This is a genomic window from Bradyrhizobium sp. CSA112 (assembly GCF_029051645.1).
Lineage (GTDB): Bacteria > Pseudomonadota > Alphaproteobacteria > Rhizobiales > Xanthobacteraceae > Bradyrhizobium.
In genome coordinates this window covers 198368-223472 of sequence record NZ_JAACFS010000004.1, presented here as the reverse complement: position 1 = coordinate 223472, position 25105 = coordinate 198368, and the positions used below count along the sequence as shown (strand labels likewise).

The 25105-nt window shown below is 62.7% G+C and carries 30 protein-coding genes; 19 read left to right on the top strand and 11 right to left on the bottom strand.

Annotation, left to right across the window (positions count from 1 at the left end; all coding sequences use genetic code 11):
• Positions 1 to 4: 4 nt before the first annotated feature.
• The 3 genes from GWE18_RS11080 to GWE18_RS11070 form a co-directional block, all read right to left on the bottom strand.
• The gene (locus tag GWE18_RS11080) at positions 5 to 1504 is read right to left on the bottom strand and encodes a sigma-54 dependent transcriptional regulator (protein ID WP_275185793.1); all 1500 of its coding nucleotides are present in this window, start codon (positions 1502 to 1504) and stop codon (positions 5 to 7) included.
• A gap of 101 nt (positions 1505 to 1605) precedes the next feature.
• Entirely contained in the window at positions 1606 to 2250 is a 645-nt protein-coding gene (locus GWE18_RS11075; RefSeq protein ID WP_275185792.1) for a TerC family protein, read from the bottom strand.
• Positions 2251 to 2369: 119 nt separating this feature from the next.
• Positions 2370 to 2711 (bottom strand): hypothetical protein, encoded by a 342-nt coding sequence (locus GWE18_RS11070; RefSeq protein ID WP_275185791.1) that lies wholly within the window; start codon positions 2709 to 2711, stop codon positions 2370 to 2372.
• A gap of 79 nt (positions 2712 to 2790) precedes the next feature.
• Here GWE18_RS11070 and GWE18_RS11065 point away from each other — a divergent pair, with 79 nt between their 5' ends.
• The 15 genes from GWE18_RS11065 (at position 2791) to GWE18_RS10995 (ending at position 14350) form a co-directional block, all read left to right on the top strand.
• Positions 2791 to 3123, top strand: coding sequence for a helix-turn-helix transcriptional regulator (locus tag GWE18_RS11065; RefSeq protein ID WP_275185790.1), 333 nt, complete (start codon positions 2791 to 2793; stop codon positions 3121 to 3123).
• Complete coding sequence (locus tag GWE18_RS11060; protein WP_275185789.1) at positions 3120 to 3560, top strand: hypothetical protein; 441 nt, start codon at positions 3120 to 3122, stop codon at positions 3558 to 3560. The genes GWE18_RS11065 and GWE18_RS11060 overlap by 4 nt, the downstream gene beginning before the upstream one ends.
• Before the next feature lie 45 nt (positions 3561 to 3605).
• Positions 3606 to 5468 carry a M3 family oligoendopeptidase gene (locus GWE18_RS11055; protein ID WP_275185788.1) on the top strand — a complete coding sequence of 621 codons (1863 nt, stop codon included), beginning with the start codon at positions 3606 to 3608 and terminating at the stop codon, positions 5466 to 5468.
• A 71-nt stretch (positions 5469 to 5539) separates the two neighbouring features.
• Positions 5540 to 6160: an intradiol ring-cleavage dioxygenase gene (locus tag GWE18_RS11050; protein ID WP_275185787.1), complete on the top strand. Its 621-nt coding sequence runs from the start codon at positions 5540 to 5542 to the stop codon at positions 6158 to 6160.
• A gap of 162 nt (positions 6161 to 6322) precedes the next feature.
• Complete coding sequence (locus tag GWE18_RS11045; protein ID WP_057851889.1) at positions 6323 to 6583, top strand: AbrB/MazE/SpoVT family DNA-binding domain-containing protein; 261 nt, start codon at positions 6323 to 6325, stop codon at positions 6581 to 6583.
• Positions 6580 to 6966: a type II toxin-antitoxin system death-on-curing family toxin gene (locus tag GWE18_RS11040; protein WP_275185786.1), complete on the top strand. Its 387-nt coding sequence runs from the start codon at positions 6580 to 6582 to the stop codon at positions 6964 to 6966. Before GWE18_RS11045 ends, GWE18_RS11040 begins: the two co-directional genes overlap by 4 nt.
• 83 nt (positions 6967 to 7049) lie before the next feature.
• Positions 7050 to 7202: an aa3-type cytochrome c oxidase subunit IV gene (locus GWE18_RS11035; RefSeq protein ID WP_057851891.1), complete on the top strand. Its 153-nt coding sequence runs from the start codon at positions 7050 to 7052 to the stop codon at positions 7200 to 7202.
• A gap of 135 nt (positions 7203 to 7337) precedes the next feature.
• Complete coding sequence (locus GWE18_RS11030; protein ID WP_275185785.1) at positions 7338 to 8462, top strand: Re/Si-specific NAD(P)(+) transhydrogenase subunit alpha; 1125 nt, start codon at positions 7338 to 7340, stop codon at positions 8460 to 8462.
• An 11-nt stretch (positions 8463 to 8473) separates the two neighbouring features.
• Positions 8474 to 8791, top strand: a complete 318-nt coding sequence (locus tag GWE18_RS11025) for a proton-translocating transhydrogenase family protein (RefSeq protein WP_212207652.1) — start codon at positions 8474 to 8476, stop codon at positions 8789 to 8791.
• Between the two features lie 47 nt (positions 8792 to 8838).
• Positions 8839 to 10236 carry an NAD(P)(+) transhydrogenase (Re/Si-specific) subunit beta gene (locus tag GWE18_RS11020; RefSeq protein WP_275185784.1) on the top strand — a complete coding sequence of 466 codons (1398 nt, stop codon included), beginning with the start codon at positions 8839 to 8841 and terminating at the stop codon, positions 10234 to 10236.
• Positions 10237 to 10268: 32 nt separating this feature from the next.
• Positions 10269 to 10628, top strand: a complete 360-nt coding sequence (locus GWE18_RS11015; protein ID WP_275185783.1) for a hypothetical protein — start codon at positions 10269 to 10271, stop codon at positions 10626 to 10628.
• 163 nt (positions 10629 to 10791) lie between these two features.
• Positions 10792 to 11598: an alpha/beta hydrolase gene (locus GWE18_RS11010; RefSeq protein WP_275185782.1), complete on the top strand. Its 807-nt coding sequence runs from the start codon at positions 10792 to 10794 to the stop codon at positions 11596 to 11598.
• Between the two features lie 55 nt (positions 11599 to 11653).
• Positions 11654 to 12751: an ionic transporter y4hA gene (locus tag GWE18_RS11005; RefSeq protein ID WP_275185781.1), complete on the top strand. Its 1098-nt coding sequence runs from the start codon at positions 11654 to 11656 to the stop codon at positions 12749 to 12751.
• A gap of 15 nt (positions 12752 to 12766) precedes the next feature.
• The gene (locus GWE18_RS11000; protein WP_275185780.1) at positions 12767 to 13060 is read left to right on the top strand and encodes a cupin domain-containing protein; all 294 of its coding nucleotides are present in this window, start codon (positions 12767 to 12769) and stop codon (positions 13058 to 13060) included.
• Between the two features lie 183 nt (positions 13061 to 13243).
• Positions 13244 to 14350, top strand: a complete 1107-nt coding sequence (locus GWE18_RS10995; RefSeq protein ID WP_275185779.1) for a hypothetical protein — start codon at positions 13244 to 13246, stop codon at positions 14348 to 14350.
• 121 nt (positions 14351 to 14471) lie between these two features.
• On the opposite strand, the gene GWE18_RS10990 is transcribed toward GWE18_RS10995, so the two are convergent.
• Both GWE18_RS10990 and rpsU read right to left on the bottom strand, forming a co-directional pair.
• Complete coding sequence (locus tag GWE18_RS10990; protein WP_275185778.1) at positions 14472 to 15116, bottom strand: tetratricopeptide repeat protein; 645 nt, start codon at positions 15114 to 15116, stop codon at positions 14472 to 14474.
• Between the two features lie 225 nt (positions 15117 to 15341).
• Positions 15342 to 15644, bottom strand: a complete 303-nt coding sequence (gene rpsU, locus GWE18_RS10985; RefSeq protein WP_028350145.1) for a 30S ribosomal protein S21 — start codon at positions 15642 to 15644, stop codon at positions 15342 to 15344.
• A 254-nt stretch (positions 15645 to 15898) separates the two neighbouring features.
• On the opposite strand from rpsU, the gene aqpZ reads away from it, so the two are divergent.
• On the top strand, positions 15899 to 16621 hold the full coding sequence (gene aqpZ, locus GWE18_RS10980; RefSeq protein WP_275185777.1) for an aquaporin Z: 723 nt from the start codon (positions 15899 to 15901) through the stop codon (positions 16619 to 16621).
• Positions 16622 to 16646: 25 nt separating this feature from the next.
• Here aqpZ and GWE18_RS10975 read toward each other — a convergent pair whose 3' ends face one another.
• Positions 16647 to 17750, bottom strand: coding sequence for a 5-(carboxyamino)imidazole ribonucleotide synthase (locus tag GWE18_RS10975; RefSeq protein WP_275185776.1), 1104 nt, complete (start codon positions 17748 to 17750; stop codon positions 16647 to 16649).
• A complete protein-coding gene (purE, locus tag GWE18_RS10970; protein ID WP_275185775.1) occupies positions 17747 to 18235 on the bottom strand; it encodes a 5-(carboxyamino)imidazole ribonucleotide mutase in 489 nt (162 codons plus the stop codon). Before purE ends, GWE18_RS10975 begins: the two co-directional genes overlap by 4 nt.
• Before the next feature lie 152 nt (positions 18236 to 18387).
• Between purE and GWE18_RS10965 the strand changes: the two genes are divergently transcribed.
• On the top strand, positions 18388 to 19071 hold the full coding sequence (locus GWE18_RS10965) for a GGDEF domain-containing protein (protein ID WP_275185774.1): 684 nt from the start codon (positions 18388 to 18390) through the stop codon (positions 19069 to 19071).
• Positions 19072 to 19164: 93 nt separating this feature from the next.
• On the opposite strand, the gene GWE18_RS10960 is transcribed toward GWE18_RS10965, so the two are convergent.
• From GWE18_RS10960 to GWE18_RS10950, 3 genes are all read right to left on the bottom strand, one after another.
• Positions 19165 to 19416 (bottom strand): hypothetical protein, encoded by a 252-nt coding sequence (locus GWE18_RS10960; RefSeq protein WP_057851904.1) that lies wholly within the window; start codon positions 19414 to 19416, stop codon positions 19165 to 19167.
• A 30-nt stretch (positions 19417 to 19446) separates the two neighbouring features.
• Positions 19447 to 19713 (bottom strand): hypothetical protein, encoded by a 267-nt coding sequence (locus tag GWE18_RS10955; protein ID WP_275185773.1) that lies wholly within the window; start codon positions 19711 to 19713, stop codon positions 19447 to 19449.
• Between the two features lie 215 nt (positions 19714 to 19928).
• Positions 19929 to 20135 (bottom strand): DUF465 domain-containing protein, encoded by a 207-nt coding sequence (locus GWE18_RS10950; RefSeq protein WP_057851906.1) that lies wholly within the window; start codon positions 20133 to 20135, stop codon positions 19929 to 19931.
• Between the two features lie 239 nt (positions 20136 to 20374).
• Here GWE18_RS10950 and GWE18_RS10945 point away from each other — a divergent pair, with 239 nt between their 5' ends.
• Positions 20375 to 20560, top strand: coding sequence for a DUF465 domain-containing protein (locus GWE18_RS10945; protein WP_082646108.1), 186 nt, complete (start codon positions 20375 to 20377; stop codon positions 20558 to 20560).
• 85 nt (positions 20561 to 20645) lie between these two features.
• Here the strand turns inward: GWE18_RS10945 and GWE18_RS10940 are convergent, their stop codons facing one another.
• Positions 20646 to 21749 carry an NAD(P)/FAD-dependent oxidoreductase gene (locus GWE18_RS10940; protein WP_275185772.1) on the bottom strand — a complete coding sequence of 368 codons (1104 nt, stop codon included), beginning with the start codon at positions 21747 to 21749 and terminating at the stop codon, positions 20646 to 20648.
• A 258-nt stretch (positions 21750 to 22007) separates the two neighbouring features.
• Here GWE18_RS10940 and GWE18_RS10935 point away from each other — a divergent pair, with 258 nt between their 5' ends.
• Positions 22008 to 24713 carry an EAL domain-containing protein gene (locus tag GWE18_RS10935; protein WP_275185771.1) on the top strand — a complete coding sequence of 902 codons (2706 nt, stop codon included), beginning with the start codon at positions 22008 to 22010 and terminating at the stop codon, positions 24711 to 24713.
• Positions 24714 to 25105: the final 392 nt, after the last annotated feature.

The following is a 25105-nucleotide window of genomic DNA, read 5'->3' as shown; positions in this document are numbered from 1 at the left end:
CGTTTCAGTTCGCGTCCTGCGCGCCGTCTTCGGCCGAGTCGTTGGCCGCCGCCTCATCGAGCTTGCGGTAGAGCGTGGAACGGCCGATCTTGAGCCGTCGCGCGACCTCCGACATCTGACCGCGATAATGCGAGATCGCAAAGCGGATGATCTCGTTTTCCATGTCTTCGAGCGGCCGCACCTCGCCGGTCGCCGTCAGCATCACGAGGTTGCCGGCATTTGCGAGCGGGGCTATCGGTATTTCGCTACCCGAAACCATCGCGGGCGCTGTCGACGGCGCGACGACCAACGGTTCGCTGTGCGGGAGCTGGCCGTCCGGAACGGCCTGGCCAACTGTCTGCGGGAAATCCGACAGGCTGAGCTGGTCGCTCTCGCTCATGACGATGGCGCGATACACCGTATTCTCGAGCTGGCGGATGTTGCCGGGCCAATCGAGCTGCGCGAGATGGGCCACCGCCTCTCCGCTTATGCCGGTGATGATGCGGTTTTCCTCGGCGGCAATGCGCGCCAGGAAGTGGCGCAGCAGATGCGGAATGTCTTCGCGCCGCATCCGCAGCGGCGGGATCGTCAGCGGCAGCACGTGAAGCCGGTAGAACAGATCCTCGCGGAATGCGCCGCTCTTCACGAGGTCAAGCAGCTTGCGGTTGGTCGCGGAAATGATGCGGACGTCGACCTTCACCGGCTTGCGGCCACCGACCGCCTCGACCGTGCCTTCCTGCAGCGCGCGCAGCAGCTTTACCTGCGCCGCCAGCGGCAACTCGCCGACCTCGTCGAGAAACAGCGTGCCGCCTGAGGCTTCCACGAACTTGCCCATGTGGCGTTCGGTGGCGCCAGTGAAGGCGCCCTTCTCGTGACCGAACAGAATCGATTCAACGAGATTGTCGGGGATGGCGCCGCAATTGACCGCAACGAAGGGCTTGGACTTGCGGTCGCCGGAGCCGTGGATGGCGCGGGCGAACAATTCCTTGCCGACGCCGGACTCGCCCTCGATCAGTACCGGAATGCTTGAGGTGGCCGCCTTCTGCGCGGTGCGCAGTACGGCCGCCATCGTTTCGCTGCGCGTGATGATGTCGGCAAAGGTCAGCCGGCCTTCGCGGCTATGGCGGATGCGCTGCAGTTCGCCCTTGAGCGCAGAGGCGTTGAGCGCGTTGCGCAGCGACACCTGCAGCCGTTCCAAGCCGACCGGCTTGACCACGAAATCCTGCGCGCCGGCGCGCATCGCCGAAACCACGTTGTCGATGCCGCCATGCGCGGTCTGCACGATGACGGGGATGCTGAGGCCGGCTTCACGCATTTTTGCCAGCACGCCGAGCCCGTCGAGGCCGGGCATGACGAGGTCGAGCACGACCGCGTCGATCGCCTGCGCATCCGGAGCGGTCAGCAATGCCACGGCTGCATCGCCGCTATCGACGGCGAGGGGCTCATAGCCGCACTTCTGCACCATGTTTTCAACCAAACGGCGCTGCACTGCGTCGTCGTCGGCAATCAAAATGGTGGCAGCCATGGCTCTCCCCGCACGCTACTGAATTGTATCGAATCGGGGCACTTTCGCCGATGCCGATTAACGCACCCTTAATCGTTGAGAACGGCGAAGTTGAGGAGCAGCTAGACGTTGAGGTGGGGCCATACCTCCAGCGCGCCGCGATAGCACATGTCCAGGGCCACATAGAGGATGATCGCGAGGCCGACATAGGCGATCCAGCGCTGCTTCTCCAGGAGGCGCGCGATGAAGTTGGCGGCGAGCCCCATCAGCGCGATGGAAAGCATCAAGCCGAATATCAGAATCATCGGATGCTCGCGCGCAGCGCCCGCGACGGCGAGCACGTTGTCGAGTGACATCGACACGTCGGCGAGCGTGATCTGCCATACGGCCTGGCCGAGTGTCTTGTGATGGCCGCCCGTGGCTGACGCATCCATCGCGCTTGCGGCTGAGAGACTCTGGATTTTCGGTTCGTGATGATGCGACGCACGCAGTTCGCGCCACATCTTCCAGCACACCCAGAGCAGGAGAATGCCGCCGGCGAGCAACAGTCCGATGATCTGCAGCAGCTGCACCGTGACGGAGGCGAAGCCGATGCGCAGCGCCGTGGCCGCCAATATGCCAATCAGAATCGCCTTCTTGCGCTGGCCCTCGGGGAGGCCTGCGGCTGCAAGCCCGATGACGATCGCGTTATCACCAGCGAGCACCAGGTCGATCATGATGACTTGGAAAAGCGCTGTCAGGTGTTCTGAGGAGATTAGTTCCAGCATCCGGGCCACTCCGTTGAAGGTCCAATCCGACATCGCAGTTCGCTTGAACTGCCAGAGGGGCCCGGGCTTGGATGTGCGTAGAAAAAGACGCAGTCAGACTGCGGAAAAATGCTTTCCCGTTACTCAGGTTGATCCGAGAGGGCGAAGAGCCTGACCATCTGGTCCGGCTCGATCAGAACGGACAGGACGACGCCGATGAAGGTCAGGCTTCCGGCCAGGTCGAACCACATGATGCGGAATCGGTCGCGCCGGCAGAGCAGCGCGAAGCCGGCCGTCAACGCGGCAACGCCAAAGAGCAGGGTGACGATCGCGGGTGCCAAGGCATCCACCGGCACCACGTTCCGGATTCCCACAGTCGCTAGCAGCGCCACAAGCAGGATGCCGGCAAACAACTCCTTGCCGCGAGCCGCGGGGGGCCGGGCGTTTGTCTCAACAAGCTGACTGCGGTCTAAGAAAGCCATCGGGATTCTTATTCGCGAGCTGAGATTGTGGTAGGGAACATCACCTACCCGGGCATTCACTCTAGATAGTTTAGTAATCATGAAACGAGGAAAACATCAAGACGTTTTCGCTGAACGTCTTGCGGGCAAGGCTGCGCCGGACGCCAAGCAATTGCGGAAACTGGCTGGGGATTGGCTCAAGCAGCGCAGGGCGGATGCCGAATTGTCGCAGGCAGATCTCGCTGTACGTCTTGGCCTGAAGTACTACACTTTCATCTCACAGGTCGAGAACGGCTTCAGCCGAGTTCCAATTGAAATCATGGGGGCATGGGCCAACGAACTAGGCATTGAACAAACAGCCTTCGCTAAGCATTTGTTAATGTACTACGAGCCGGAATTGCACCGGCTGCTGTTCGGAGCGGAAAGCAAATGAGCGTCGTGGCGTTCGAGCGCAAACAGAACACCGGCGAATGGAGTGAAAGAGAGCTGAGCACCATCTTGGCGGCGCTGAGGCCGGCGACTGCGCCGGGGACCGGACGCGAATGGGAAGCCGGCATGACAGAGAACGGCGACGCCCAGTTCTATCTGCTGAGCCCGCTGCCGGATCAGGCCTGTGAGTTGTGCGTATCCCGAATCAGGGGACGTTACATCCTGGAGGACGGATTCGGACGGCTTCTGTTCGAGCACCGCAACCTGGACCTTGTTGCGCTGCACGCAAGGGCCGCCGTCCCTTCGACCTCCTGGCTTATGGTACGGGTGATCACATTGTGGTGTGCGATCCGCACTACGATCCACGAAAAAGCAGACCTGCTCGCTGAGGGCGAAGAGTTGTTCGTCCAGTTTGTACCGCAGCTTGTGGCTTTCGCCTGAATCTTCCCGCCGATTTCCTGATCACCTCCGAATTTTGAAAGTGTCATGCGCGCAAAATCTGCGACCTCCCGAGCCGGCAAGTCGTCCCGCAAGCCCGCCACCAGCAGCAAGGTGACCACAGCTAAATCCAAAACCGGCAAACTGCCGGAATGGAACCTGTCCGATCTCTATTCCGGTATCGCCGCGTCTGAGATCGCCCGCGATCTGCAAAAGATGGATGCCGACTGCGTTGCGTTTGAGACGGACTACAAGGGCAAGTTGGCGGAAGGCCTCGCTGAGGACGATGGCGGCCGCTGGCTCGCCGAAGCCGTCAGGCGTTACGAGGCGATCGACGATCTCGCCGGCCGGCTCGGCTCCTATGCCGGCCTTGTTCATGCCGGCGACAGCGTCGATCCCGCGATCTCCAAGTTTTATGGCGACGTCTCCGAGCGGCTGACGGCGGCCTCGCTGCATCTCCTGTTCTTCGCGCTCGAACTTAATCGCATCGACGATGCCGTCATCGAGCGCGCGATGCAGACGCCGGAGCTCGGGCATTACCGGCCGTGGATCGAGGATCTGCGCAAGGACAAGCCGTATCAGCTCGAGGATCGCGTCGAGCAGTTGTTTCACGAGAAGTCCCAGAGCGGTTATGCCGCCTGGAATCGGCTGTTCGACCAGACCATCTCCGGCCTGCGCTTCAAGGTCGCCGGCAAGGAGCTCGCGATCGAGCCGACGCTCAACCTGCTGCAGGACCGCGCGCCGGAAAAGCGCAAGGCCGCCGGCCAAGCGCTGGCGAAGACGTTCAAGGAAAATGAGCGGACCTTTGCGCTCATCACCAACACACTCGCCAAGGACAAGGAGATTTCCGATCGCTGGCGCGGTTTCCAGGATGTCGCGGATTCGCGCCACCTGAACAACCGTGTCGAGCGCGAGGTCGTCGATGCTCTGGTCGGCTCGGTTCGCGCGGCCTATCCGCGGCTGTCGCACCGCTATTACAATCTGAAGGCCGGCTGGTTCAAAAAGAAGAAGCTCGCGCATTGGGACCGCAATGCGCCGCTGCCGTTTGCTGCGACCGGCACGATCGCCTGGCCCGAGGCGCAGAAAATGGTGCTGACGGCGTATCGCGGCTTCTCCGCCGAAATGGCCGCGATCGCGGAGCGTTTCTTCAACGATCGCTGGATCGATGCGCCGGTACGGCCGGGTAAGGCGCCGGGCGCGTTCTCGCACCCGACCACGCCGTCCGCGCATCCCTATGTGCTGATGAATTACCAGGGCAAGCCGCGCGATGTGATGACGCTGGCGCACGAACTCGGCCATGGCGTGCACCAGGTGCTGGCGGCGAAAAACGGTGCGCTGATGGCGCCGACACCGCTGACGCTTGCGGAGACTGCGAGCGTGTTCGGCGAAATGCTGACCTTCAAGCGGCTGTTGTCGCAGACCAAGAACGCCAAACAGCGCCAGGCGCTGCTCGCCGGCAAGGTCGAGGACATGATCAACACCGTGGTGCGGCAGATCGCATTCTATTCGTTCGAGCGGGCCATTCATACCGAACGCAAGAACGGTGAATTGACGGCGGAGCGTATCGGCCAGATCTGGCTCAGCGTGCAGGGCGAAAGCCTTGGCCCGGCCATTGATATCCGCCCGGGCTATGAGAATTTCTGGATGTACATTCCGCACTTCATCCATTCGCCGTTCTACGTTTACGCCTATGCGTTCGGCGACTGCCTGGTGAACTCGCTCTACGCGGTCTACGAGAACGCCTCCGAAGGCTTTGCCGAGCGCTATCTCGCCATGCTCTCGGCCGGCGGCACCAAGCACTATTCCGAACTGCTGAAGCCGTTCGGGCTCGATGCCAGGGATCCCAAATTCTGGGACGGCGGGCTGTCGGTCATCGCAGGCATGATCGACGAACTGGAAGCGATGGGCTAACCGGGGCGCCGGCGGCCACCAAACGGATTTGTGATGAGCCGCGGACACAATTTTTGCCGCCGTCGCCCTACATGATGACGGTGACGACAGAAGGGGAGTGCCCCATGATCGACACCCCGACGCGGCGCGTTGTACTTGGAGCGGGCGTCTTCGCAGCCGGTTCGCTGCTCATGGTCGATGGCAGCATGGCCCAGGCCCCGCTTGCACCCACGCCCGAATGCCATGATGGCGAAGCGGCAACATTGCCGCAGACCGAAGGGCCATTTTTCAAGCCGTCATCGCCTGAGCGGATCGAACTGCTCGAAGAAGGCATGGCCGGGCAGCCGATCGAGCTGGTCGGCTTCGTTCTTACCCGTGCCTGCAAACCAATCGCCGGAGCCTTGCTGGATTTCTGGCAGGCCGACGACAAGGGCCGATATGACAATTCCGGTTTTCGCTTGCGCGGTCACCAGTTCGCTGATGCGGAAGGGCGCTACCGGTTGCGCAGCATCGTGCCCGGCGCCTATGTCGGCCGTACACGCCATATCCACGTGAAGGTGCAGCCGGGTGGCGGCCGCGTGCTGACCACCCAGCTCTATTTCCCGGGCGAAGCGCTGAACCGCACTGACGGCCTGTTTCGCAAGGAATTGCTGGTGCGCACGGCCAAGAACGCCGGCTGGCTCGCCGGGCGTTTCGACTTCGTGCTCGGATAGCGCTTTCAAGCGAGGCCGGTAACCGCCGGCTCCAGCGAAATCCTGCTGAAGATCCGGCGGTCCCGCGGGAACTGGGCGTAAAACATTTGTTGAACGGATCGGCAGAGGTTGTTATACATATCGTATAACGGAGCTGGTGCTATGAACAAAACCCCTCGCGGCATGGAAGAGGCCTCTCGCGACTACAAGCTGGAGGACACCGCCCTTCAAATTCGGAAGATTGGCAATTCGGTTGGTGTCATCCTGCCGAAGGAGCTTCTTGCCCGGCTTAATCTCAAGGAGGGGGACAAGTTCTATCCGGTCGAGCAACCGGACGGCAGTCTGCGGCTTTCGCCATTCAACCCAAAGCACGCGCGAACCATGGAAATCGCCCGCCAGGTCATGCACGAATATCGCGATACGTTTGCAGCGCTTGCAAAATGAGTGAGCCAATCCGGCTCGATGTCGATGAAATCATCGACATGCATGCCGAGCAACTGGCGATATTCGGTGGACCAGAAGGCATTCGGCATCGTGGCCTTCTCGAGTTGGCGGTTTTGCGGTCAGCTAACCGATGGAATGACGGGCAGACGGATATGGCTGCACTCGCCGCCGCCTATGCGTTCGGTCTTGCCCGCAACCATGCATTCGTGGACGGCAACAAGCGCATCGCGTTCCACGCCATGATGGTTTTCCTGCGCAGCAATGACATACCCTTTGCGCCCGACCCGGCGCATGCGACGGCCATCATCCTCTCCCTCGCTGCAGGCGAGGTCAGCGAAGAAAGCCTGACCCGCTGGATCCGGGATAATTGGCCTTCCGAATGACCCGATAGGCAGGGGGCCGTTGCCCTCCCAAACGCTTTGCGGTAATTGCACGCGAGAAACGCGGATTTTGACTGGGGATACCGATGGCAGACCATAACGAAGTGGCCTACACGACCGCTGACGGCAACGACTACGAGGCCCATGAGCAGACCTATGAAGGTTTCATCATGCTGGTTAAATACGGCACCGTCGCCGTCGTGATCATCGTCGCCCTGATGGGCTACTTCCTCACCTGACACCTCACTGCCCGCACCGCCGATATCGGGCGGTGGCCGGAAATTGCACGCATGCCGGTTGCGAAACCGGTATCCAGCTAAGCGAAAAAGACGCTAGTTTGCTTGCGCGCGCCTGCCGCGCAGCGGGGAGGGCTCATGAAGATTGCCGTTGCCAAGGAAATCGATCCGTCTGAACCGCGAGTCGCCGCTTCCCCCGACACCGTGAAGAAATATAAGGCGATCGGCGCCGAAGTCGCGATCGAGCCGGGTGCGGGCATCAAGTCGGGCCTGCCGGATTCCGAATTCACCGCTGTCGGCGCCACCGTCAGCGCGGACGCGCTGAAGGACGCCGACATTATCATCAAGGTGAAGCGGCCCGAGGCCAGCGAGCTTGCCAAGTACAAGCGCGGCGCGCTCGTCATCGCGATCATGGACCCCTACGGCAATGAAGCGGCGCTGAAGACGATCGCGGATGCCGGTGTCTCGGCGTTTGCGATGGAATTGATGCCGCGCATTACGCGCGCACAGGTGATGGACGTGTTGTCCAGCCAAGCGAACCTCGCCGGCTATCGCGCGGTGATCGAGGCGGCCGAATCCTTTGGCCGCGCCTTCCCGATGATGATGACTGCGGCCGGCACGGTTCCGGCCGCGAAGGTGTTCGTGATGGGCGTCGGCGTCGCCGGCCTGCAGGCGATCGCGACCGCGCGCCGGCTTGGTGCCGTCGTCACCGCAACCGACGTGCGCCCGGCCACCAAAGAGCAGGTCGAATCCCTTGGCGCCAAATTCCTCGCGGTCGAGGACGAGGAGTTCAAGAACGCGCAGACCGCCGGCGGCTACGCCAAGGAAATGTCGAAAGAGTATCAGGCCAAGCAGGCGGCACTCACCGCCGAGCATGTCAAGAAGCAGGACATCGTCATCACCACGGCCCTGATCCCGGGCCGGCCGGCGCCGATGCTCGTCAGCGCCGAGATGGTCAAGTCGATGAAGCCGGGATCGGTGCTGGTCGACCTCGCCGTCGAGCGCGGCGGCAACGTCGAGGGCGCCAAGGCCGGTGAGGTCGTCGATGTCGATGGCATCAAGATCGTCGGCTACACCAACGTCGCCGGCCGCGTCGCGCAGTCGGCTTCCAGCCTTTATGCCCGCAACCTGTTCTCGTTCATCGAGACCATGGTCGACAAGGCCAACAAGTCGCTCGCGGTCAATTGGGATGACGAACTGGTGAAAGCCACCATGCTGACCAAGGACGGCGCCGTCATCCACCCGAACTTCCAGCCGAAATAAGGAGAGCCGCCATGGATCATATCGCGCAGGCCGTCGATCCCTTCGTCTTCCGGCTGTCGATTTTCGTCCTCGCCGTCTTCGTCGGCTACTTCGTGGTCTGGTCGGTGACGCCAGCGCTGCATACGCCGCTGATGTCGGTGACCAACGCGATCTCCTCGGTGATCGTGGTCGGCGCGCTGCTGGCGGTCGGTGTGCCGATGATCTCGAGCGGCAGCGGCTGGGCACGCGGCTTCGGCTTCATCGCGCTGATCTTTGCCTGTGTGAATATCTTCGGCGGCTTCCTTGTCACCCAGCGCATGCTGGCGATGTACAAGAAGAAGGCCAAGTGAAATGACGGCGTGCACCTCGCGGGTGACGAAGACAATGGGGACCTGAGATGAACGCCAATCTGGCAGCAGTTCTTTATCTCGTGGCGGGCGTGCTCTTCATCCTGTCGCTGCGCGGACTGTCCAGCCCCGCTACGTCACGCCAGGGCAATCTGTTCGGCATGATCGGCATGGCGATCGCGATCGGCACGACGCTCGCGAGCCATCCGCCGGCTGACGGCGTGGCCTGGCTGCTGGTCGTGCTCGGCATCGCCATTGGCGGCAGCATCGGCGCTGTGATCGCGCGGCGGGTGCCGATGACGTCGATGCCGGAACTGGTCGCGGCCTTCCACTCGCTGGTCGGCATGGCCGCGGTGCTGGTCGCCGCCGGCGCGTTCTACGCGCCCGAGGCCTTCGACATCGGCAAGCCCGGCGCCATTCACGCATCCAGCCTGGTCGAAATGTCGCTCGGCGTCGCCATCGGCGCGCTGACCTTCACCGGCTCCGTGATCGCGTTCCTGAAGCTTTCCGCACGCATGAGCGGTGCGCCGATCATCCTGCCCGGCCGGCACATCATCAACATCGCGCTGGCGCTGGCGCTGGTGTTCTTCATTTTCGGCCTGGTCCGCTCCGGCAGCGCGCTCGACTTCTGGCTGATCACCATCATCGCCTTGGTGCTTGGCGTGCTCATGATCATCCCGATCGGCGGCGCCGATATGCCGGTCGTGATCTCGATGCTGAACTCCTATTCCGGCTGGGCCGCCGCCGGCATCGGTTTCACGCTCGGCAACTCCGCGCTGATCATCACCGGCGCGCTGGTCGGTTCCTCGGGTGCGATCCTGTCCTACATCATGTGCCACGCGATGAACCGTTCCTTCATCTCGGTCATCCTCGGCGGCTTCGGCGGCGAAACTGCCGCGGCCGGCGGGGGCGGCGGTGAGCAGAAGCCCGCCAAGCTCGGCTCGGCCGACGACGCCGCCTTCATCATGAAGAACGCGCAGAAGGTGATCATCGTGCCCGGCTACGGCATGGCGGTGGCGCAGGCCCAGCACGCGCTGCGCGAAATGGGCGACCTCCTGAAGAAGGAGGGCGTCGAGGTGAAGTACGCCATCCACCCGGTCGCCGGCCGCATGCCCGGCCACATGAACGTGCTGCTGGCGGAAGCCAACGTGCCCTATGACGAGGTGTTCGAGCTCGAGGACATCAACTCCGAATTCGCGCAGGCCGACATCGCCTTCGTGATCGGCGCCAACGACGTCACCAACCCGGCCGCCGAGGAAGACAAGACCTCGCCGATCTATGGCATGCCGGTCTTGCAGGTCTGGAAGGCCGGCACCGTGATGTTCATCAAGCGCTCGCTGGCATCAGGCTATGCCGGCATCGACAATCCGCTGTTCTATCGCGACAACACCATGATGCTGCTCGGCGACGCCAAGAAGGTCACCGAGAACATCGTCAAGGGGATGTAACGGACCGGGGCACCATGTTCGCGCGTCGTCAGATGATCATCGGCGCCGCGGCGACTGTCGGCAGTGCCGTCATCTGTCCGCTCTCGGCAGTGGCATTCGAATGGCGTAAGGCACCGCCAACTGAAACAGGCTTTGCTCCCGATATCGAATCGCGCCTCGATGGACTGATTGCCGACCGGCGCATTTGGGGTTTGCACAGTGTTGTTGTCGCGCGTCGCGGCAAGCTGGTGTTCGAGCGCTATTTCGACGGCGAAGACGAAAACTGGGGTCGCTCCATCGGCCGCGTCACGTTCGGGCCGGATACGCTGCACGATCTGCGCTCCGTCACCAAGAGCGTTCTCCGTCTGCTTTACGGCCTAGCACTGGCGGCAGAGACTATTCGTGTTTCCTGAACTCGACCTTTCGCTAGCTATTACGGCTGGTAACTACAATGACGGGAATCAGTGGATGCCGCCGATCCGGGTGATCCGTGAAGTCGTGCTAGCGAGCGTGTTGTAGTAACCTGCGAGATCACACTGGCCGATAGGCAATGTTGCCTGTAAGCATCGCAGAGTCATGACCACCTTGAAATGGCTGCTCATCATCGTCTCAGCCGGTTATGTCTGCGGACTGCTTGCGCTGTTCTTCGCGCAACGCGCAGTGCTGTTTCCTGCCCCGACGACCGCTCGCACGACGCCACTAACGGCCGGCTTTCCGGAAGCGGAAGAGCACACCCTGACTACGGCTGACGGCGAGAAGGTCATCGTCTGGCACGTTCCGGCCAAGCCGGGCCGTCCGGTCATTCTCTATTTTCACGGCAACGGCGATTATCTCGCCGGCTTCTTCGGCCGCTTTCGCGACCTGATCGCCGACGGGATGGGCATCGTCGCGCTTTCCTATCGTGGCTATGCCGGCTCGAGCGGGCAGCCGAGCGAGGAAGGATTGCTGCAGGACGCCGCGGCAGCCTATGCCTTCACAGCCGCGCGATACCGCGCGGACAAAATCGTCGCATGGGGATTCTCACTCGGTACCGGCGTTGCCGTTTCGCTGGCGGCTGAACAGCCGATCGGAAAGCTGATTCTGGAATCAGCCTACACCTCGATCGTGGACGTCGCCGCGTCGGCATACTGGTTCGCGCCGGTGCGTCTATTGATGCGGGATCAGTTCCGTTCCGACGCGCAGATCGCGAGGGTCAAGGTCCCGCTGCTCGTGATGCATGGCGCGCTCGATCTCACGATACCTGTTACGTTCGGTGAACGGCTGTTTGCGCTGGCGAACGAGCCGAAACGGTTTGTCCGCCTTGCCCGCGGCGGTCACAACGATCTGGACAATTTCGGCGCGATTGAAATCGCACGAAATTTCATCAACCTTGCAAGGGGGTGATGGATGCCCTCGTGGACGCATCTTGTGTCCCACGACCCATTGGGGAGTTGACTGCATGAGCGCACACGGACCGATGCCGAAATCGGCCTGGATATTCCCGGCGCTGGCAATGCTGCTGTTCGGCGCGGCCACCGGCCTTGAGCTCAGCTTTACGCCGTCAGTTGGCGGGCTGTTGTTCGCGGCCGTGCTGCTGGCGATCCTGTTCGGCACCGTATTCGCAGCCGTGCATCATGCTGAGGTGATCGCCGAGCGGATCGGCGAACCCTACGGCACGCTGGTACTGACGCTTGCGGTCACCATCATCGAGGTCGCGCTGATTGCCACCATCATGCTCGGCGAAAAGCCGCAGCCCGCGTTGGCGCGCGATACGGTGTTTGCGGTGGTGATGATCGTGTGCAACGGCCTCGTGGGCCTGTGTATCTTCATCGGGGGCTTGCGCTACCGCGAGCAGGATTTCCAGGTCTCCGGCGCCAACCTTTATCTCAGCGTGCTGTTCGTGCTGGCGACCATTACGCTGATCATGCCCAATTATACGCTGACGGCGCCCGGGCCGATCTATTCGTCGGCGCAGCTTGGCTTTGTAGACCTGGTCACGCTCATGCTCTACGGCGTGTTCCTATATACCCAGACGATCCGGCATAGCGACTATTTCATCAAGGGAGGCGCCGATGCTGCTACCGAAACCTCATCCCTGTCGAACCGGATGCTGGCGCTCAGCGTCGCGCTGCTGCTTATCTCCCTGCTTGCCGTGGTGCTTCTGGCGAAGAAATTTTCGCTCGTGGTCGATGTCGTAACCGCGATGATCGGCGCCCCACCGGCGTTCGCGGGCGTGCTGGTCGCGGTCCTCATCCTGCTTCCGGAGGGGGTCACCGCTATTGCAGCCGCGCGCAACAACGATCTGCAGAAGAGCATCAATCTCGCGCTCGGATCGTCGCTGGCGACCATCGGGCTGACTATTCCCGCGGTCGGCCTGGCCACCGCCGTGCTCGACAAGGAACTCGTGCTCGGCCTCAACGGTCAGGGCATGGTACTGCTACTGCTCACGTTCTTCCTGAGCATGCTCACCTTCGGCACCGGCCGTACCAACATCCTGTTCGGGCTGGTGCACATGGTGGTGTTTGCCGTGTTCGTGTTTATGGTGTTCGTGCCGTAATCGGAGACGAATGAAATGCTTGCCGCCAAATCCGACGTTCAGGTCGACACATCAGAAGTCCGCGTCACCGAATGGCGGCTGGCGCCGGGCAGCGCCACCGGCCATCACACCCACGAGATGGATTACGTGATCGTGCCGGTGACCTCGGGCGAGATGACCATCGTGGCGCCGAGCGGCGAACGCACCAAGGCGCAGCTCGGGGCCGGCAAATCCTATTTCCGGAAAGCCGGCGTCCAGCACGACGTGCTCAACGAGACGGCAAGCGAGATCGTGTTTCTGGAGGTCGAACTGAAGCCCGTGACCACCTAGCCGCGGGTTCCAGGCCGTTTCCGGCCTCGCCCTGGCCGGGACTGATCAGGCAATTTTAGCCGATCCCAAGCCCATATCGTCCGACCTGCACGGGAACTGCTGAATTGCCACCGATCCGTCGCAGTTGATCCCTCAATGTGCCTCAAAGTTCCAGCAATTAAAGGGCCGCGGGGAGTGGCCGGAATGCTGAATTACCTGAAGAAATTTGCGGTGGACATCTTCCCTTCGGTGGCCGCGACGGTCATCGGGGCGTACATCGTCAACCACTACATCGTGACCAAGCCCGGCACGGACGCACCCGCCGCCGCGGTGTCGGCAGCCAACCCCAAGGGGGAAGGCAAGGCTGAAGCCAAATCCGAAGCCAACGCGGCGCCGGACACCAAGTCGGGCGAGGCCACGGCCAGTGTCAGCAATCTTCCGGCCGCCGGCGTCAAGGCAAGGGGAATCTCCGAGAAGGCCATCATGGACAAGACCGCTGCCGAACGGCCGGCGGTGGTTGAAAGGGCCCAGGAAAAAGCCGACGCGAAAACCGAAGCGAAGGCTGACGCTAAGAAGGCTGACTCGAGAGAGAAGGCTGATACCAAGTCCGCCGATACCAAGTCCGCCGATACCAAGTCCGACGTGAAATCGGCCGAAAGCCCGGCCGATGCCGCGGGCAATCCGGCCGACCAGCGCCGCCATGCCGCAGCGCCGCGCGAAAAGGAAAAGATCAGGGTCATACTGCCGTCGCCCGTGCAGCCCGTGGCATCGTCCTCGACGGCTCCGGTTGCCGCGGCAGCACCCGCCCCCCCGGTCGAGAGTGCGGTTGCGCCGGATGAACGCCGCGATGCCAACGATCTGGCGCGCGCTGCGATCGAGCGCCTGCGCGAAACCTCGCCGCGGGCCTCCGAGACCGCCCGCACTCCTGAGGCGCCCAGAGTTGCGAGTGCGCCCGCGGTTGCGAGTGCGCCCGTGGTAGCGAATGCACCGGCGGTAGCGAATGCACCCGCGGTTGCCAATGCGCCTGCCGCCGTGAATGCGCCTGCGCTTCGTCCGCTGCCGCCGCCGATCATGGTCTCGGGCTCGCCGGCCGGCGAGCCCTTTGGTCAGGCTTCGTCGCGGGCGCGGCCGCCTTATGCCGAGGCCGTCGACCCGAACCGTCCAACCCCGCCCGCCGAGATTCCGGTCTCTCGCCCGCTCGATCTGCGTGCCGAAGTTGCGGAGCCTTCCGTGCGCGAACGCGCCACGGCGGCTGCCGAGGACGCGCTGTCGACCGCCAAGTCGATCTTCCACGCGGTGATACCGAAATAGTTGATGGCGTCTTCGAGACGTGGCTGCCCTTGGATTGATCCGGGGTGGCTTCCGCGCTAGGCGAAGAAGGCGCATCACGCAGAGCTGAAGCCAGATCCAATTCAATCGAAACCGGGGCGGCCTAGCCGCCGGTGCGCGCGAGGCCGCTTCGCGCGGTTTCGTCCTTGGGGCGTAGCGCGAGCGCACGGCCGTAGGACGTGAACGCCTTGGCCTTGTCGCCGAGCCGCTCATAGGTGACGCCGCGAGCCGACCAGGCCGGCGCGCTGTTGGGGTCGGCCTGCACCGCTTCGTCGAGATCAGACGCGGCCTCCTTCGCCTTGTCGATAGCGAGGTAGCTGGTTGCACGGGCCAGCAGCGGCTCGACCCGTTGCGGCGTCAGGCCGTTGGCTGCCGTGAAATCCGCGATCGCCTGCTCATGCTGCTTGTCAGCTTGATAGATCAGCCCGCGGCCGTACAGGGCCGGCACGTTGTAGGGATCGAGGGCGAGCGCGCGCTCGAATTCTGCGAGCGCTTCTTCGGTCTTGCCGGATTTGGCGAGAGCCTGGCCGCGCGCAGCATTGCCCTGAGCGTCGTTGACGCTTTGTCCGCTGATCGTGCCGGTCGGCTTCTGCTCGACGGCCTGTGGCTTTTCCTTGTCCGATCCCCATGACCCCAGGTCGAACGAACAGCCGCCGAGAGGAACGGTGAGAACAATCGCGAGCACCGCGATGGAGACGGTCGTGAAGCGCGAAGCGCGGGGGAGGGCATTGCAATCCGTAACGGCCATGCAGCGGAATACTCTCGCGTTCAATGCGGCATAGGTAGCGCGACGGGCCGTAAAATGCATCGGTCAAAATGGCCGCAAGGCCGGCGAAGGAGGTGCAAGTGATCGAGCAAGTGATCGAGCACGCCGTGCGCACCCGCGCCGATTATCAGATTCCATCGGATCTGCAGAAACAAAAAACGCGGACCCGAGGCCCGCGTTTTCAATTCAAATCTCTTAAGAATGCGCTCAGCGCGGTCCGCGCGGACCTGCGCCCGGGCCACGGCCGCCAGCGCCACCACGGTCGCCGCCAGGACCGGCGCCGAACACCGGCTTCGGCTTCATCGGCAGCAGGCCTTCGCGCTGCAGCTTCTTGCGGGCCAGCTTGCGCGCGCGGCGCACGGCTTCGGCCTTTTCACGGGCCTTCTTCTCGGACGGCTTTTCGTAGTGGCCGCGGAGCTTCATCTCGCGGAAGATACCCTCGCGCTGCATCTTCTTCTTCAGCGCCTTGAGGGCTTGGTCGACGTTGTTATCGCGGACGAGAACCTGCACGCGGCATCCTCTTTCAATTGATCGGATAGGAATTCTGGTGAAGTGAAGAGCCGACGAAAGGCCTGGCCCTTAACCCTGAGCGCGGGCATGTAGCAGACAAAACCGCTCATGTCCACCTGAGAAGGCGGTTTTCGGCCCGGAAAACCATGAAAATAGGCGAGATTCGGCCGGCATGACCCCGATTTCCGAAAATAACGAGCCCCTCACGGCGCTTCCCTAGCATCCGGCAACGCAAAACATGCGGGAGTCGCCCAATGAATACCAAAAAATATACGGCTGAAGCGATCGGTACATTTTGGCTCACATTTGCGGGATGCGGCAGCGCGGTCATCGCCGCCGGCTTTCCGCAAGTCGGCATAGGCCTGGTCGGTGTGTCCTTGGCGTTTGGCCTGAGCGTCGTGACCATGGCCTATGCGATCGGTCACATCTCAGGCTGCCATCTCAATCCCGCGGTCACGGTCGGTCTCGCCGTGGGTGGGCGTTTTCCGGCGACGCAGATTTTGCCGTACGTGATCGCGCAGGTGATCGGCGCGGTAGCTGCTGCGGCGCTGCTCTATGTGATCGCAAGCGGCGCGCCCGGCTTCGATCTCGGCAAGGGCTTTGCCTCCAACGGCTATGACGCGCATTCGCCTGGCCAGTACGGCATGGTGGCCTGCTTCATCACCGAGGTGGTGATGACCATGATGTTCCTGTTCATCATCATGGGTGCTACCCACGGCAAGGCGCCTGCAGGCTTTGCGCCGCTCGCCATCGGATTGGCGCTGGTGATGATCCATCTCGTCAGCATTCCCGTCACCAACACGTCGGTGAATCCTGCGCGCAGCACAGGGCCCGCGGTGTTCGTCGGCGGCTGGGCGCTGGTGCAGCTTTGGCTGTTCTGGGTTGCGCCCTTGATCGGCGGTGCGCTCGGCGGCGCGGTCTACCGCTGGCTCAGCGAGGAGCCGGCCGGCATCGTGGAAGGCCTGAAGACAGCCTGACCTGCAAACGTGCCTGGCGGGCGAGCTACTTCTGGCTTGCCGGAGCCACCTCAGTGACATGGCCCATCTTGCGGCCCGGCCGCGGTGTGCCCTTGCCATAGAGATGAACCGTAGCGCCGGGAACCGTCAGCCATTGCTCACAGTCGAGAATATCGTCGCCGATCAGGTTGGTCATGGTGACCTGGCCGTGACGAACCGGCTTGCCGAGCGGCCAGCCGGCAATCGCGCGGATGTGCTGCTCGAACTGGGAGATCGAGGCGCCGTCCAGCGTCCAGTGCCCGGAATTATGCACCCGCGGCGCGATCTCGTTGACCAACACGTGCGGTCCGCCGTTTCCGGCAACGACGAACAGCTCGACCCCGAGCACGCCGACATAGTCGAGCGCATGGGCGATCTTCTCGGCAACGGCTCGCGCCTGTGTGGCCAGCTCATCCGATATCGCCGCCGGCACGCGCGAGAATTTCAGGATGTGATCGCGATGCTCGTTTTCGGTGACGTCGTAGCATTCGACATGGCCATCCGCCGATCGCGCGGCGATCACGGAGATCTCGCGCTCGAATGGCACGAAGGCTTCGAGGATCGCGGATTTGGTGCCGAGCTCTTCCCAGACTTGAGCGGGGTCGTCGCCCTCGCGAATGATCGCCTGGCCCTTGCCGTCATAACCGAAGCGGCGGGTCTTGATCACGGCGGGAAGGCCGATGCGCGCGATGGCGCTCTGCAGCGTTTCCGCCGACGACACGTCGGCATAGTCGGCGGTGTCGATGCCGAGCCGCTTGATGAAGTTTTTTTCGATCAGCCGGTCCTGCGTGGTTTCGAGAATCTTCTGCGCCGGCAATACGGGGCGCCGCGCAGCCAGCACCATCGCGGTAGCGGCCGGCACGTTCTCGAATTCATAGGTGATGACGTCGACATCGTTGGCGAACAGCTCGAGCGCTTCGACGTCGGCATATTCGGCACAGGTCGCGTTCAGCACCACGTCAAAGGCGGGCGAGTCCGGATCCGGCGAAAACACCTGGCATCTGAGGCCAAGGCGCGCTGCCGCCATGGCCAGCATCCGGCCCAATTGTCCGCCGCCGAGAATTCCGATGGTGTCGCCCGGCTTCAGCTTCACCGTGCCTGAAGCTGTCACGTCGATTCCTCCGGGCGCTCCTTGATCGCGTCCGTCTGCTGCTTGCGCCAGGCGGCGAGCCGTGCAGCGAGCGGAGCGTCATTCAGCGCGAGCACGCTTGCCGCGAGCAGCGCCGCATTGATGGCGCCGGCCTTTCCGATCGCCAGCGTGCCGACGGGAACGCCGGCCGGCATCTGCACGATCGAGTACAGCGAATCGATCCCCGATAGCGCCTTGGATTCGACGGGAACCCCGAACACCGGGAGTTCCGTCAACGCAGCCGCCATCCCAGGCAGATGCGCGGCGCCGCCGGCGCCGGCGATGATGACCTTGAAGCCGTGGGCCTTGGCGCCCTTGGCGAAGGCAAACAGCCGGTCCGGGGTCCGGTGGGCCGAGATGATGCGCTTTTCGCAATCGATCCCGAGTGCCGCCAGCGTCTCGGCGGCGTGGCGCAAGGTCTCCCAGTCGGACTGGCTACCCATAATGATGGCGATCGGTGCGGTCATCTCGTCAATTCTGTTCGGGAATCCAGAAACATAGGCCGGATTATAAGGTCGGCCAGGGGCTCATCCAAGGCGTGGCAAGGGATCAGGAATGGACTATCCTGTCTTGGTGAATCCCGGCAAGCCTTCATAAGCGAACCTGCACAGGGAAGGCCATGAAGAAGAAAACCAGCGCGACCGTCTCCAGGGCCGGAAAACGCCCCAAAAGCGCGGTTTCCGGGCGAAAGGTCGCACCTCGGCGGTCGGCCGAACCGGGATCCCGGCCGTCCGTGGCATCCAACGGCACCAAGGCGACGATTCGCCGGCTGAAGGCGGAACTGGCCAGGACGCAGGCGCAGATCGAGGAACTTCAGGCGTCCGCCGATACCGACTTCCTGCTGGGCATCCCGAACCGGCGCGGCTTCGAGCGCGAGCTCAACCGTGCGATTGCCTACATCAAACGCTATCGCGCCTCCGGCGCCCTGGTCTTGCTCGACGTCGATCGTCTGAAGCCGATCAACGACGCCTTCGGGCACGCCGCAGGCGACCAGGTGCTCAAGGCCATCGTCGCGACACTCCTCGCGCAGGTGCGATCTTCCGACGTGGTCGGCCGGCTTGGCGGCGACGAGTTCGCGCTGCTGTTATGGAACCTCAGCGAGACCGACGCCCGGGCCAAGGCGGCCGCGCTGGAGGAAGCGATCGATCGCCTCACCTTCATGTTCGATGGCCGCAGCATTACCGCGGGCGCCTCCGCCGGCGTCGCCGTTCTCGACACCCACTCCGAAGCCGGCCGTGCGCTGGAAGCGGCCGACAGCGCCATGTATGTGCGCAAGGCGTTGCGGCGGCATGAGGCGTCGTGAAAAGGGCGGGAGATCTTGTAGGGTGGGTAAAGGCGCGCTTGCGCCGTGCCCACCGTCTCTCTGGCGAGCATGATGGTGGGCCTACGGCGATTCTTAAAGCCCGCTGAGATCGTCCGGCACATTGCCGAATTTGCGCAGCAGTTTCGCATCACCGAACTCGCCGATCATGGGATCGCCGCTGCGGCTGAAGGCTATGGCGCCGATGCTGCCGGCCATCCGCGACATCGTCTCGGCGCGCCGCAACGCCGTCGTCGGGCTCTGGCATTCTTCCGCGGCGCCCGCCACCGGCGAGCCGCTATCGTCCTGCAGGAATGGCATTGCGACGTAATAGGTGACATCGGCCATTTGTATCGCTCCCGTGTGATCGATCCGGATTCAGGCAGCGTTGCTACTTGCGTGCGGTTGTCGTTTCGACGTGTTCTCTTCACGCGAGCCGGCACCCGCTTCGCCTGAAAACGCTTGCGACGGTACGCAGCCGGCGGCGACCGCGGCCTGCAATTCCTCCAGCTCGATTTCCAGATACTCGTTCGCCATGATCAGCGCCTTGATGGTCGAGCGCAGATTGCCGTCGCACATCGCGATGGCCTGATCGCAGGCCTGCTCGTAGCGGCTGTTGTCGGACGGGGATGGCGTGGCAGACATGGCGGAACTCCCGAGGCTGGCGGCAGAAAAGTATGTTCCTCTTTTGTTCTCTTCGAGTCAAGCCGCTTCCGTAAACCGGAAGCCTGTTTTCCAGCAGGCCCGCCGCGGCAAAGGCCGCCGCAACGTCGAGATGTGTGGATGTCGGGGATAAGAATCTGCCCGAACGGCGCACGGTTTTGGCGAACCGAATTTGCCGAACCCGGCACACTTGACGATCAGGCGATGATGTCAGGCGTGATCTGGTCTTCGATGAAGGCGATGCGGTCGCGCAATTGCAGCTTGCGCTTCTTCAACCGCTGCAGCCGCAGCAAATCCGGCGCCGGCGACTGATGCAGCGCGTCGATCGCTGCATCGAGATCGCGATGTTCCTGCTGCAGGCGGGCGAGCTCGTTTTCAAGCTCGCGCTCATCATCGTCGGTCATGGTGTACGTTAGCTGATAACGCGATGAGGTTGTGAACGGATTTTCCTCGGCTGGCGGTGAATATCGTCTCTGCAAGGCCGGTCCGCAAGCTGACTGGGTTCCCATACTCACGATTGGTTACAGATAAATTGGAAAATATGAGAGGCGCGATTCTGGATAACCATCGACAGATTCGTCGGCTGGTGTACACTCCCTCGCCCGGATCGAATCTGAGGTTTCACCCACCGAGGAGATTTCGTATGGCACTACAGGCGCATCTTGTTGAACTTGAACGTAAACACAAGATTCTCGAGAATGAATTGCACGAAGCGCTCGTGCACCTTTCCACAGACGATCTGCAAATTGTCGAGTTGAAGCGCCGCAAGTTGATGGTCAAGGATCAGATCGAGCGGTTGAAGCATACCGCCGAAGAAACCCTCCACTAACCAGTCCAGCAGAGTATCGAAATCCCCACGCGACCGGATGGGCGCCGATGCGCTCATCCGTCCGCAGGAAACGTTGAGGCCGCCGTCAAAGCTCTGCCAGCGTGCCGACATGATCGGCGATCGCGAGCGACGACGTCAGTCCCGGCGATTCGATCCCGAACAAGTTGATCAGTCCGGCGATGCCGTGATCGGCGGGGCCCTGGATCAGAAAATCCTGCGTGGCGACGGCCGGCGGCACGATTTTAGGCCGGATTCCGGAATAGCTCGGCATCAGCGCGCCATCCGGCAGTGTCGGCCAATAGCGCCGGATCGCGGGATAGAAGCGCTCGGCACGGGCAGGATCCACCGCATAGTCGATGCTCTCGACCCATTCGACGTCGGGGCCGAACCGTGCCTGTCCCGCCATGTCGAGCGTCAGGTGCACGCCGAGCCCGCCGGGCTCCGGCACCGGATAGATCAGGCGTGAAAACGGGGCCCGCGCGCTGCAGCTAAAATAATTGCCCTTGGCGAGATAAGCGCAGGGGATCATCCCGACCGGCAGACCTTCGATGCTGCGCGCCACCGTAGGCGCTCCCAGCCCCGCCGCGTTGACGAGCAGGTCGCATGAAAGTGTCATCGGCGCGTTGCCGCCGGCCTCGATTTCGATCCGGCCGCCAGCGGCCCGGGCGCGCAAGAGCGGCGTATGAAATGCATAGGCTGCGCCGGCTTCCTCCGCATCGCCCCGCAACGCCAGCATGTAGGCGTGGCTGTCGATGATGCCGGTGGATGGTGAGAGCAGGGCCGCATCGCAGTTGAGTGCCGGCTCCAGTGCCCGCGCCGCCTCGCCCGTGAGCAACTGCAGGTCGTCGACGCCATTGGCTTCGGCATGCGCCCGGATCGATTGCAGTTTTTCGGTTTCGCTTGGTGTCGTTGCCACGATCAGCTTGCCGCAGTTGCGATGGGGGATGCCGTGGTCGAGGCTATATCGGTAAAGCGCGCGCTTGCCGTTGACGCACATCTGCGCCATCAGGCTGCCGGCGCGATAATAGATGCCGGCATGGATCACCTCGCTGTTGCGCGAGGAGGTGACGGTACCGATGCCCTCGGCGGCCTCGAGCACGATCACTTCGCGGCCCGCCTGGGCCAGGCGTCGTGCGATCGCGAGCCCGATCACCCCCGCTCCGACGACGACGCAATCGACCTTGTCCATGTCAGCTTCGGGCCTGGGAATCTGGCGTGAAAATCAGCGTTTGCCGCGCTCGGTCATCAGCGTTTCGTCTGGCGCAGTATTCGAACAACCCGTTGGTTTGCTTTGAAATACGCCTCGAGCGCGGTCTCGTTAGTGAAGCATTAATCATGTCGGGCCAATTGCCGTAATTTGGGTCACATTTTAGAATTGTACGGGTAGTCGTTTACCCGATCCAAACCCGTCAAGCCAGACACTCCGCCCGCAAACCTCGGGTGGGTAATGGCTGACAGAAACCGGCAGGCAGGACGGAAGAATTCGATTCCGGCGCAGGCCCTCGTCTGTCTGCTCGCCAGTGCTGCGCCGTGCGGATTGGCGTGGGGAGCCGCGCCTTCCTCGGGCTTTGCACCGGCGAGCTATATCGGCGAATTCGATCCCAATCTGGTCTGGGAGTTCCTGATCGGGGGGATTGTCGTCGCCTCCTTCCTGGCTGCGATCAGCATCTGGATATTGGCGGCGTTGCGCGGGGCCAAGCGCGCCCAATTGCAACGCAGCGCATTCATCAGCTCGGCGCTCAATACGCTCAACCAGGGCGTGATGATGACCAACGCGCAGAACCGCGTGGTCTTCTGCAACGACCGCTTTCTCGAAATGTACGGGCTCAGCCGTGCCGAGATTTCGAGCACGATGACCGGCCGCGAACTGCTCGAACTGCGGCGCGCACGGGGACTGCTCAATCTCACCGTCGAAGAGTTCAGCAAGCTTGCCCGCCGCCCGGAAGGCGTCGTCACCGAACTGCCGGGCGGACGATCGGTGCTTTCAAAGATCTTTCGTTTGCCCAATGGCGGGACGATCGGAACACACGAGGATTGTACCGAGCAGCGCAGGCTGTCGCGCAAGCTGGCATCGACCACCAAATTTCTGGAATCGGTGCTCGACAACGTTCCGGTCTGCGTCGCCGCCAAGAACATCGAGGACGGCCGATATATTTTCGCCAACCGGGCGTTCGAGCGCTTCTCCCGCTTCTCCCGTGATCACATCATCGGCAAGCGTGCAGACGAGATATTCCGCCTGGAAACCGCCAAAAGCATCGAGGCCGCGGATCACGCGGCGCTGACGGCGCTGGAAGGCTATCATCGCAACGAATACACCGTCGAACGGGGCGATGACCGGCGCATTCTCTCCGCCAACCGCGTGGTCGCCCGCAACGAAAACGACGAGCCGGAATTCCTGATCACTCTGTTCGACGACGTCACCGATCGGCGGTCGCTGTCGCGCGAGCTTGAAAACACCAAGAAGTTTCTCGAACTGGTGGTCGACAACATCCCGGTGTCGCTGATCGTGGAGCGCGTCAGCGACGGGCGCTACCTGCTCGCCAACCGCAGCGCCGAGACCATTCTCAATCGCCGCCGCGAGGATGCCACCGGCCTGACCGCCGCCGACATCTTCAATCCGCGCGAAGCCAAATTGATCATCGCGCGCGACGAGGCCGCGATCAAGAAACGCGGCCTGCTCACCGAAGAGCACCCGATTTCCACCAAGGACGGGCTGCGGCTGTTCCTGACCCGCCGCATGACGGTGCTCGACGAGGCCGGCGAGCCGCAATATCTGATCAAGACCCACGAGGACGTCACCGATCGCCGCCAGACCGAATCGCGGATGGCGCACATGGCCTATCATGACGGCCTGACCGATCTGCCGAACCGCGCTGCCTTCCTGCAGGCGCTGGCCCAGATGATCGAAGCCTGCGCCGGCACGGACGAGGAATTCGCAGTGCTCTGCGTCGACCTCGATGGCTTAAAGGAAATCAACGACGTGTTCGGCCATGCGATGGGCGACAAACTCCTGATCGAGGTTGCCGGCCGCATCCAGTCCTGCGCCCGTGGCGGCGTGGTGGCCCGGCTCTCCGGCGACGAGTTCGGCCTGATCATCGACGGCAAGCAGCCGGAGGCGGGCAAGGCACTCGCCGAAAAACTCGCGCAAACGCTGTCGGACGAGTTCGTGATCGACGGCAAGTCGGTGCGGACCGGGGTGACGACCGGCATCTCGGTGTTTCCGCATAACGGTTCGGATGCCGCTTCGCTGCTTGCCAATTCCGGCGCGGCGTTGTTTCGCGCCAAGCAGAAGTCGCGCGGCTCGATCAGCATCTTCGAACCCGAGATGGACCAGCAGATCCGCGACCGCCGCGTGCTGCATCAGGACCTCTCGATGGCGATCAGGAACGGCGAATTGTCCTTGTACTACCAGCCGCAGGCCGCGGCGGGTCCTACCGTCGGCGCCAGCAGGGTCATCGGCTTTGAGGCGCTGGCGCGCTGGAACCATCCGGTGCGCGGCTTCGTCTCGCCCGGCGAATTCATTCCGCTGGCGGAAGAAAGCGGCCTGATCGTCGAAATGGGAGTTTGGATCCTGCGCGAAGCCTGCCGGGAGGCCGCCTCCTGGCCTGTACCGATGCAGATCGCCGTCAACCTGTCGCCGGCGCAATTCATGCACGGCGATGTGGTCAGCCTGGTGCACTCGATCCTGCTCGAGACCGGCCTGGCACCAGATCGGCTTGAGCTTGAAATCACCGAAGGCGTGCTGATCGAGGATTTTGACCGCGGTCTCGCGCTGCTCCGGCGGCTGAAGTCACTCGGCGTGCGGATCTCGATGGACGATTTCGGTTCCGGTTATTCCTCGCTGAGCTATCTGCAGGCGTTCCCGTTCGACAAGATCAAGATCGACCGCGCCTTCGTCATGAATCTCGGTCGCAATCCACAGTCGGCGGCGATCGTTCGCGCCGTCATCGATCTCGGCCACGGCCTCGAAATGTCGATCGTTGCCGAAGGTGTGGAGACCCAGGAGCAACTCGGCTTCCTCGCGGACGAAGGCTGCGACGCGGTGCAGGGCTATTTCCTCGGCAAGCCCCAGCCGATCGGGCATTACGCCGCGCTGGTCGGCCGCAGCGCCGCCAACGACGTCGAAACCGCGCGTAAGCTCGCGAGCGCCTGATTTCGCGAAATCGCGCCGCGCTGCGGCAGCAAGGCCCAAAGATGCGACGGCATGCGCGACCTCTCGGGCCTTCGCGATTGATTTCGACGAGGCCTTGGCTTGCCTTCCCTCGAAGGCCCGGCTATTTTTGCCGCCATACCTGATCGAGATAGGGAGGGCTGCGCGGTGACGACGTTTTTCCGGCACTACCGCCAGCACGGCCCTGTCAACGCCTTGCAAATGAGTTTGCAGGGCTGACCAGAGACTCTTTCATAAATCTCTTCCTGGTCTGCCCCCGTGGCAATGCGGCGTCGAACGTCTGATCGTTCGCGCCCGCATTTCAGTAGCTCGCCGCGCTCCAGCACCAACGTCCGATGATGGCTGCATGCCCCGGAGTCGTGTTTGGCCGGCAA

Bases quoted from the DNA above. Each gene is read 5' to 3' on its own strand.
- GWE18_RS11080 (WP_275185793.1), bottom strand. From the start codon at position 1,504: ATGGCTGCCACCATTTTGATTGCCGACGACGACGCAGTGCAGCGCCGT.
- GWE18_RS11075 (WP_275185792.1), bottom strand. From the start codon at position 2,250: ATGCTGGAACTAATCTCCTCAGAACACCTGACAGCGCTTTTCCAAGTC.
- GWE18_RS11070 (WP_275185791.1), bottom strand. From the start codon at position 2,711: ATGGCTTTCTTAGACCGCAGTCAGCTTGTTGAGACAAACGCCCGGCCC.
- GWE18_RS11065 (WP_275185790.1), top strand. From the start codon at position 2,791: ATGAAACGAGGAAAACATCAAGACGTTTTCGCTGAACGTCTTGCGGGC.
- GWE18_RS11060 (WP_275185789.1), top strand. From the start codon at position 3,120: ATGAGCGTCGTGGCGTTCGAGCGCAAACAGAACACCGGCGAATGGAGT.
- GWE18_RS11055 (WP_275185788.1), top strand. From the start codon at position 3,606: ATGCGCGCAAAATCTGCGACCTCCCGAGCCGGCAAGTCGTCCCGCAAG.
- GWE18_RS11050 (WP_275185787.1), top strand. From the start codon at position 5,540: ATGATGACGGTGACGACAGAAGGGGAGTGCCCCATGATCGACACCCCG.
- GWE18_RS11045 (WP_057851889.1), top strand. From the start codon at position 6,323: ATGGAAGAGGCCTCTCGCGACTACAAGCTGGAGGACACCGCCCTTCAA.
- GWE18_RS11040 (WP_275185786.1), top strand. From the start codon at position 6,580: ATGAGTGAGCCAATCCGGCTCGATGTCGATGAAATCATCGACATGCAT.
- GWE18_RS11035 (WP_057851891.1), top strand. From the start codon at position 7,050: ATGGCAGACCATAACGAAGTGGCCTACACGACCGCTGACGGCAACGAC.
- GWE18_RS11030 (WP_275185785.1), top strand. From the start codon at position 7,338: ATGAAGATTGCCGTTGCCAAGGAAATCGATCCGTCTGAACCGCGAGTC.
- GWE18_RS11025 (WP_212207652.1), top strand. From the start codon at position 8,474: ATGGATCATATCGCGCAGGCCGTCGATCCCTTCGTCTTCCGGCTGTCG.
- GWE18_RS11020 (WP_275185784.1), top strand. From the start codon at position 8,839: ATGAACGCCAATCTGGCAGCAGTTCTTTATCTCGTGGCGGGCGTGCTC.
- GWE18_RS11015 (WP_275185783.1), top strand. From the start codon at position 10,269: ATGATCATCGGCGCCGCGGCGACTGTCGGCAGTGCCGTCATCTGTCCG.
- GWE18_RS11010 (WP_275185782.1), top strand. From the start codon at position 10,792: ATGACCACCTTGAAATGGCTGCTCATCATCGTCTCAGCCGGTTATGTC.
- GWE18_RS11005 (WP_275185781.1), top strand. From the start codon at position 11,654: ATGAGCGCACACGGACCGATGCCGAAATCGGCCTGGATATTCCCGGCG.
- GWE18_RS11000 (WP_275185780.1), top strand. From the start codon at position 12,767: ATGCTTGCCGCCAAATCCGACGTTCAGGTCGACACATCAGAAGTCCGC.
- GWE18_RS10995 (WP_275185779.1), top strand. From the start codon at position 13,244: ATGCTGAATTACCTGAAGAAATTTGCGGTGGACATCTTCCCTTCGGTG.
- GWE18_RS10990 (WP_275185778.1), bottom strand. From the start codon at position 15,116: ATGGCCGTTACGGATTGCAATGCCCTCCCCCGCGCTTCGCGCTTCACG.
- aqpZ (WP_275185777.1), top strand. From the start codon at position 15,899: ATGAATACCAAAAAATATACGGCTGAAGCGATCGGTACATTTTGGCTC.
- purE (WP_275185775.1), bottom strand. From the start codon at position 18,235: ATGACCGCACCGATCGCCATCATTATGGGTAGCCAGTCCGACTGGGAG.
- GWE18_RS10965 (WP_275185774.1), top strand. From the start codon at position 18,388: ATGAAGAAGAAAACCAGCGCGACCGTCTCCAGGGCCGGAAAACGCCCC.
- GWE18_RS10960 (WP_057851904.1), bottom strand. From the start codon at position 19,416: ATGGCCGATGTCACCTATTACGTCGCAATGCCATTCCTGCAGGACGAT.
- GWE18_RS10955 (WP_275185773.1), bottom strand. From the start codon at position 19,713: ATGTCTGCCACGCCATCCCCGTCCGACAACAGCCGCTACGAGCAGGCC.
- GWE18_RS10950 (WP_057851906.1), bottom strand. From the start codon at position 20,135: ATGACCGACGATGATGAGCGCGAGCTTGAAAACGAGCTCGCCCGCCTG.
- GWE18_RS10945 (WP_082646108.1), top strand. From the start codon at position 20,375: ATGGCACTACAGGCGCATCTTGTTGAACTTGAACGTAAACACAAGATT.
- GWE18_RS10940 (WP_275185772.1), bottom strand. From the start codon at position 21,749: ATGGACAAGGTCGATTGCGTCGTCGTCGGAGCGGGGGTGATCGGGCTC.
- GWE18_RS10935 (WP_275185771.1), top strand. From the start codon at position 22,008: ATGGCTGACAGAAACCGGCAGGCAGGACGGAAGAATTCGATTCCGGCG.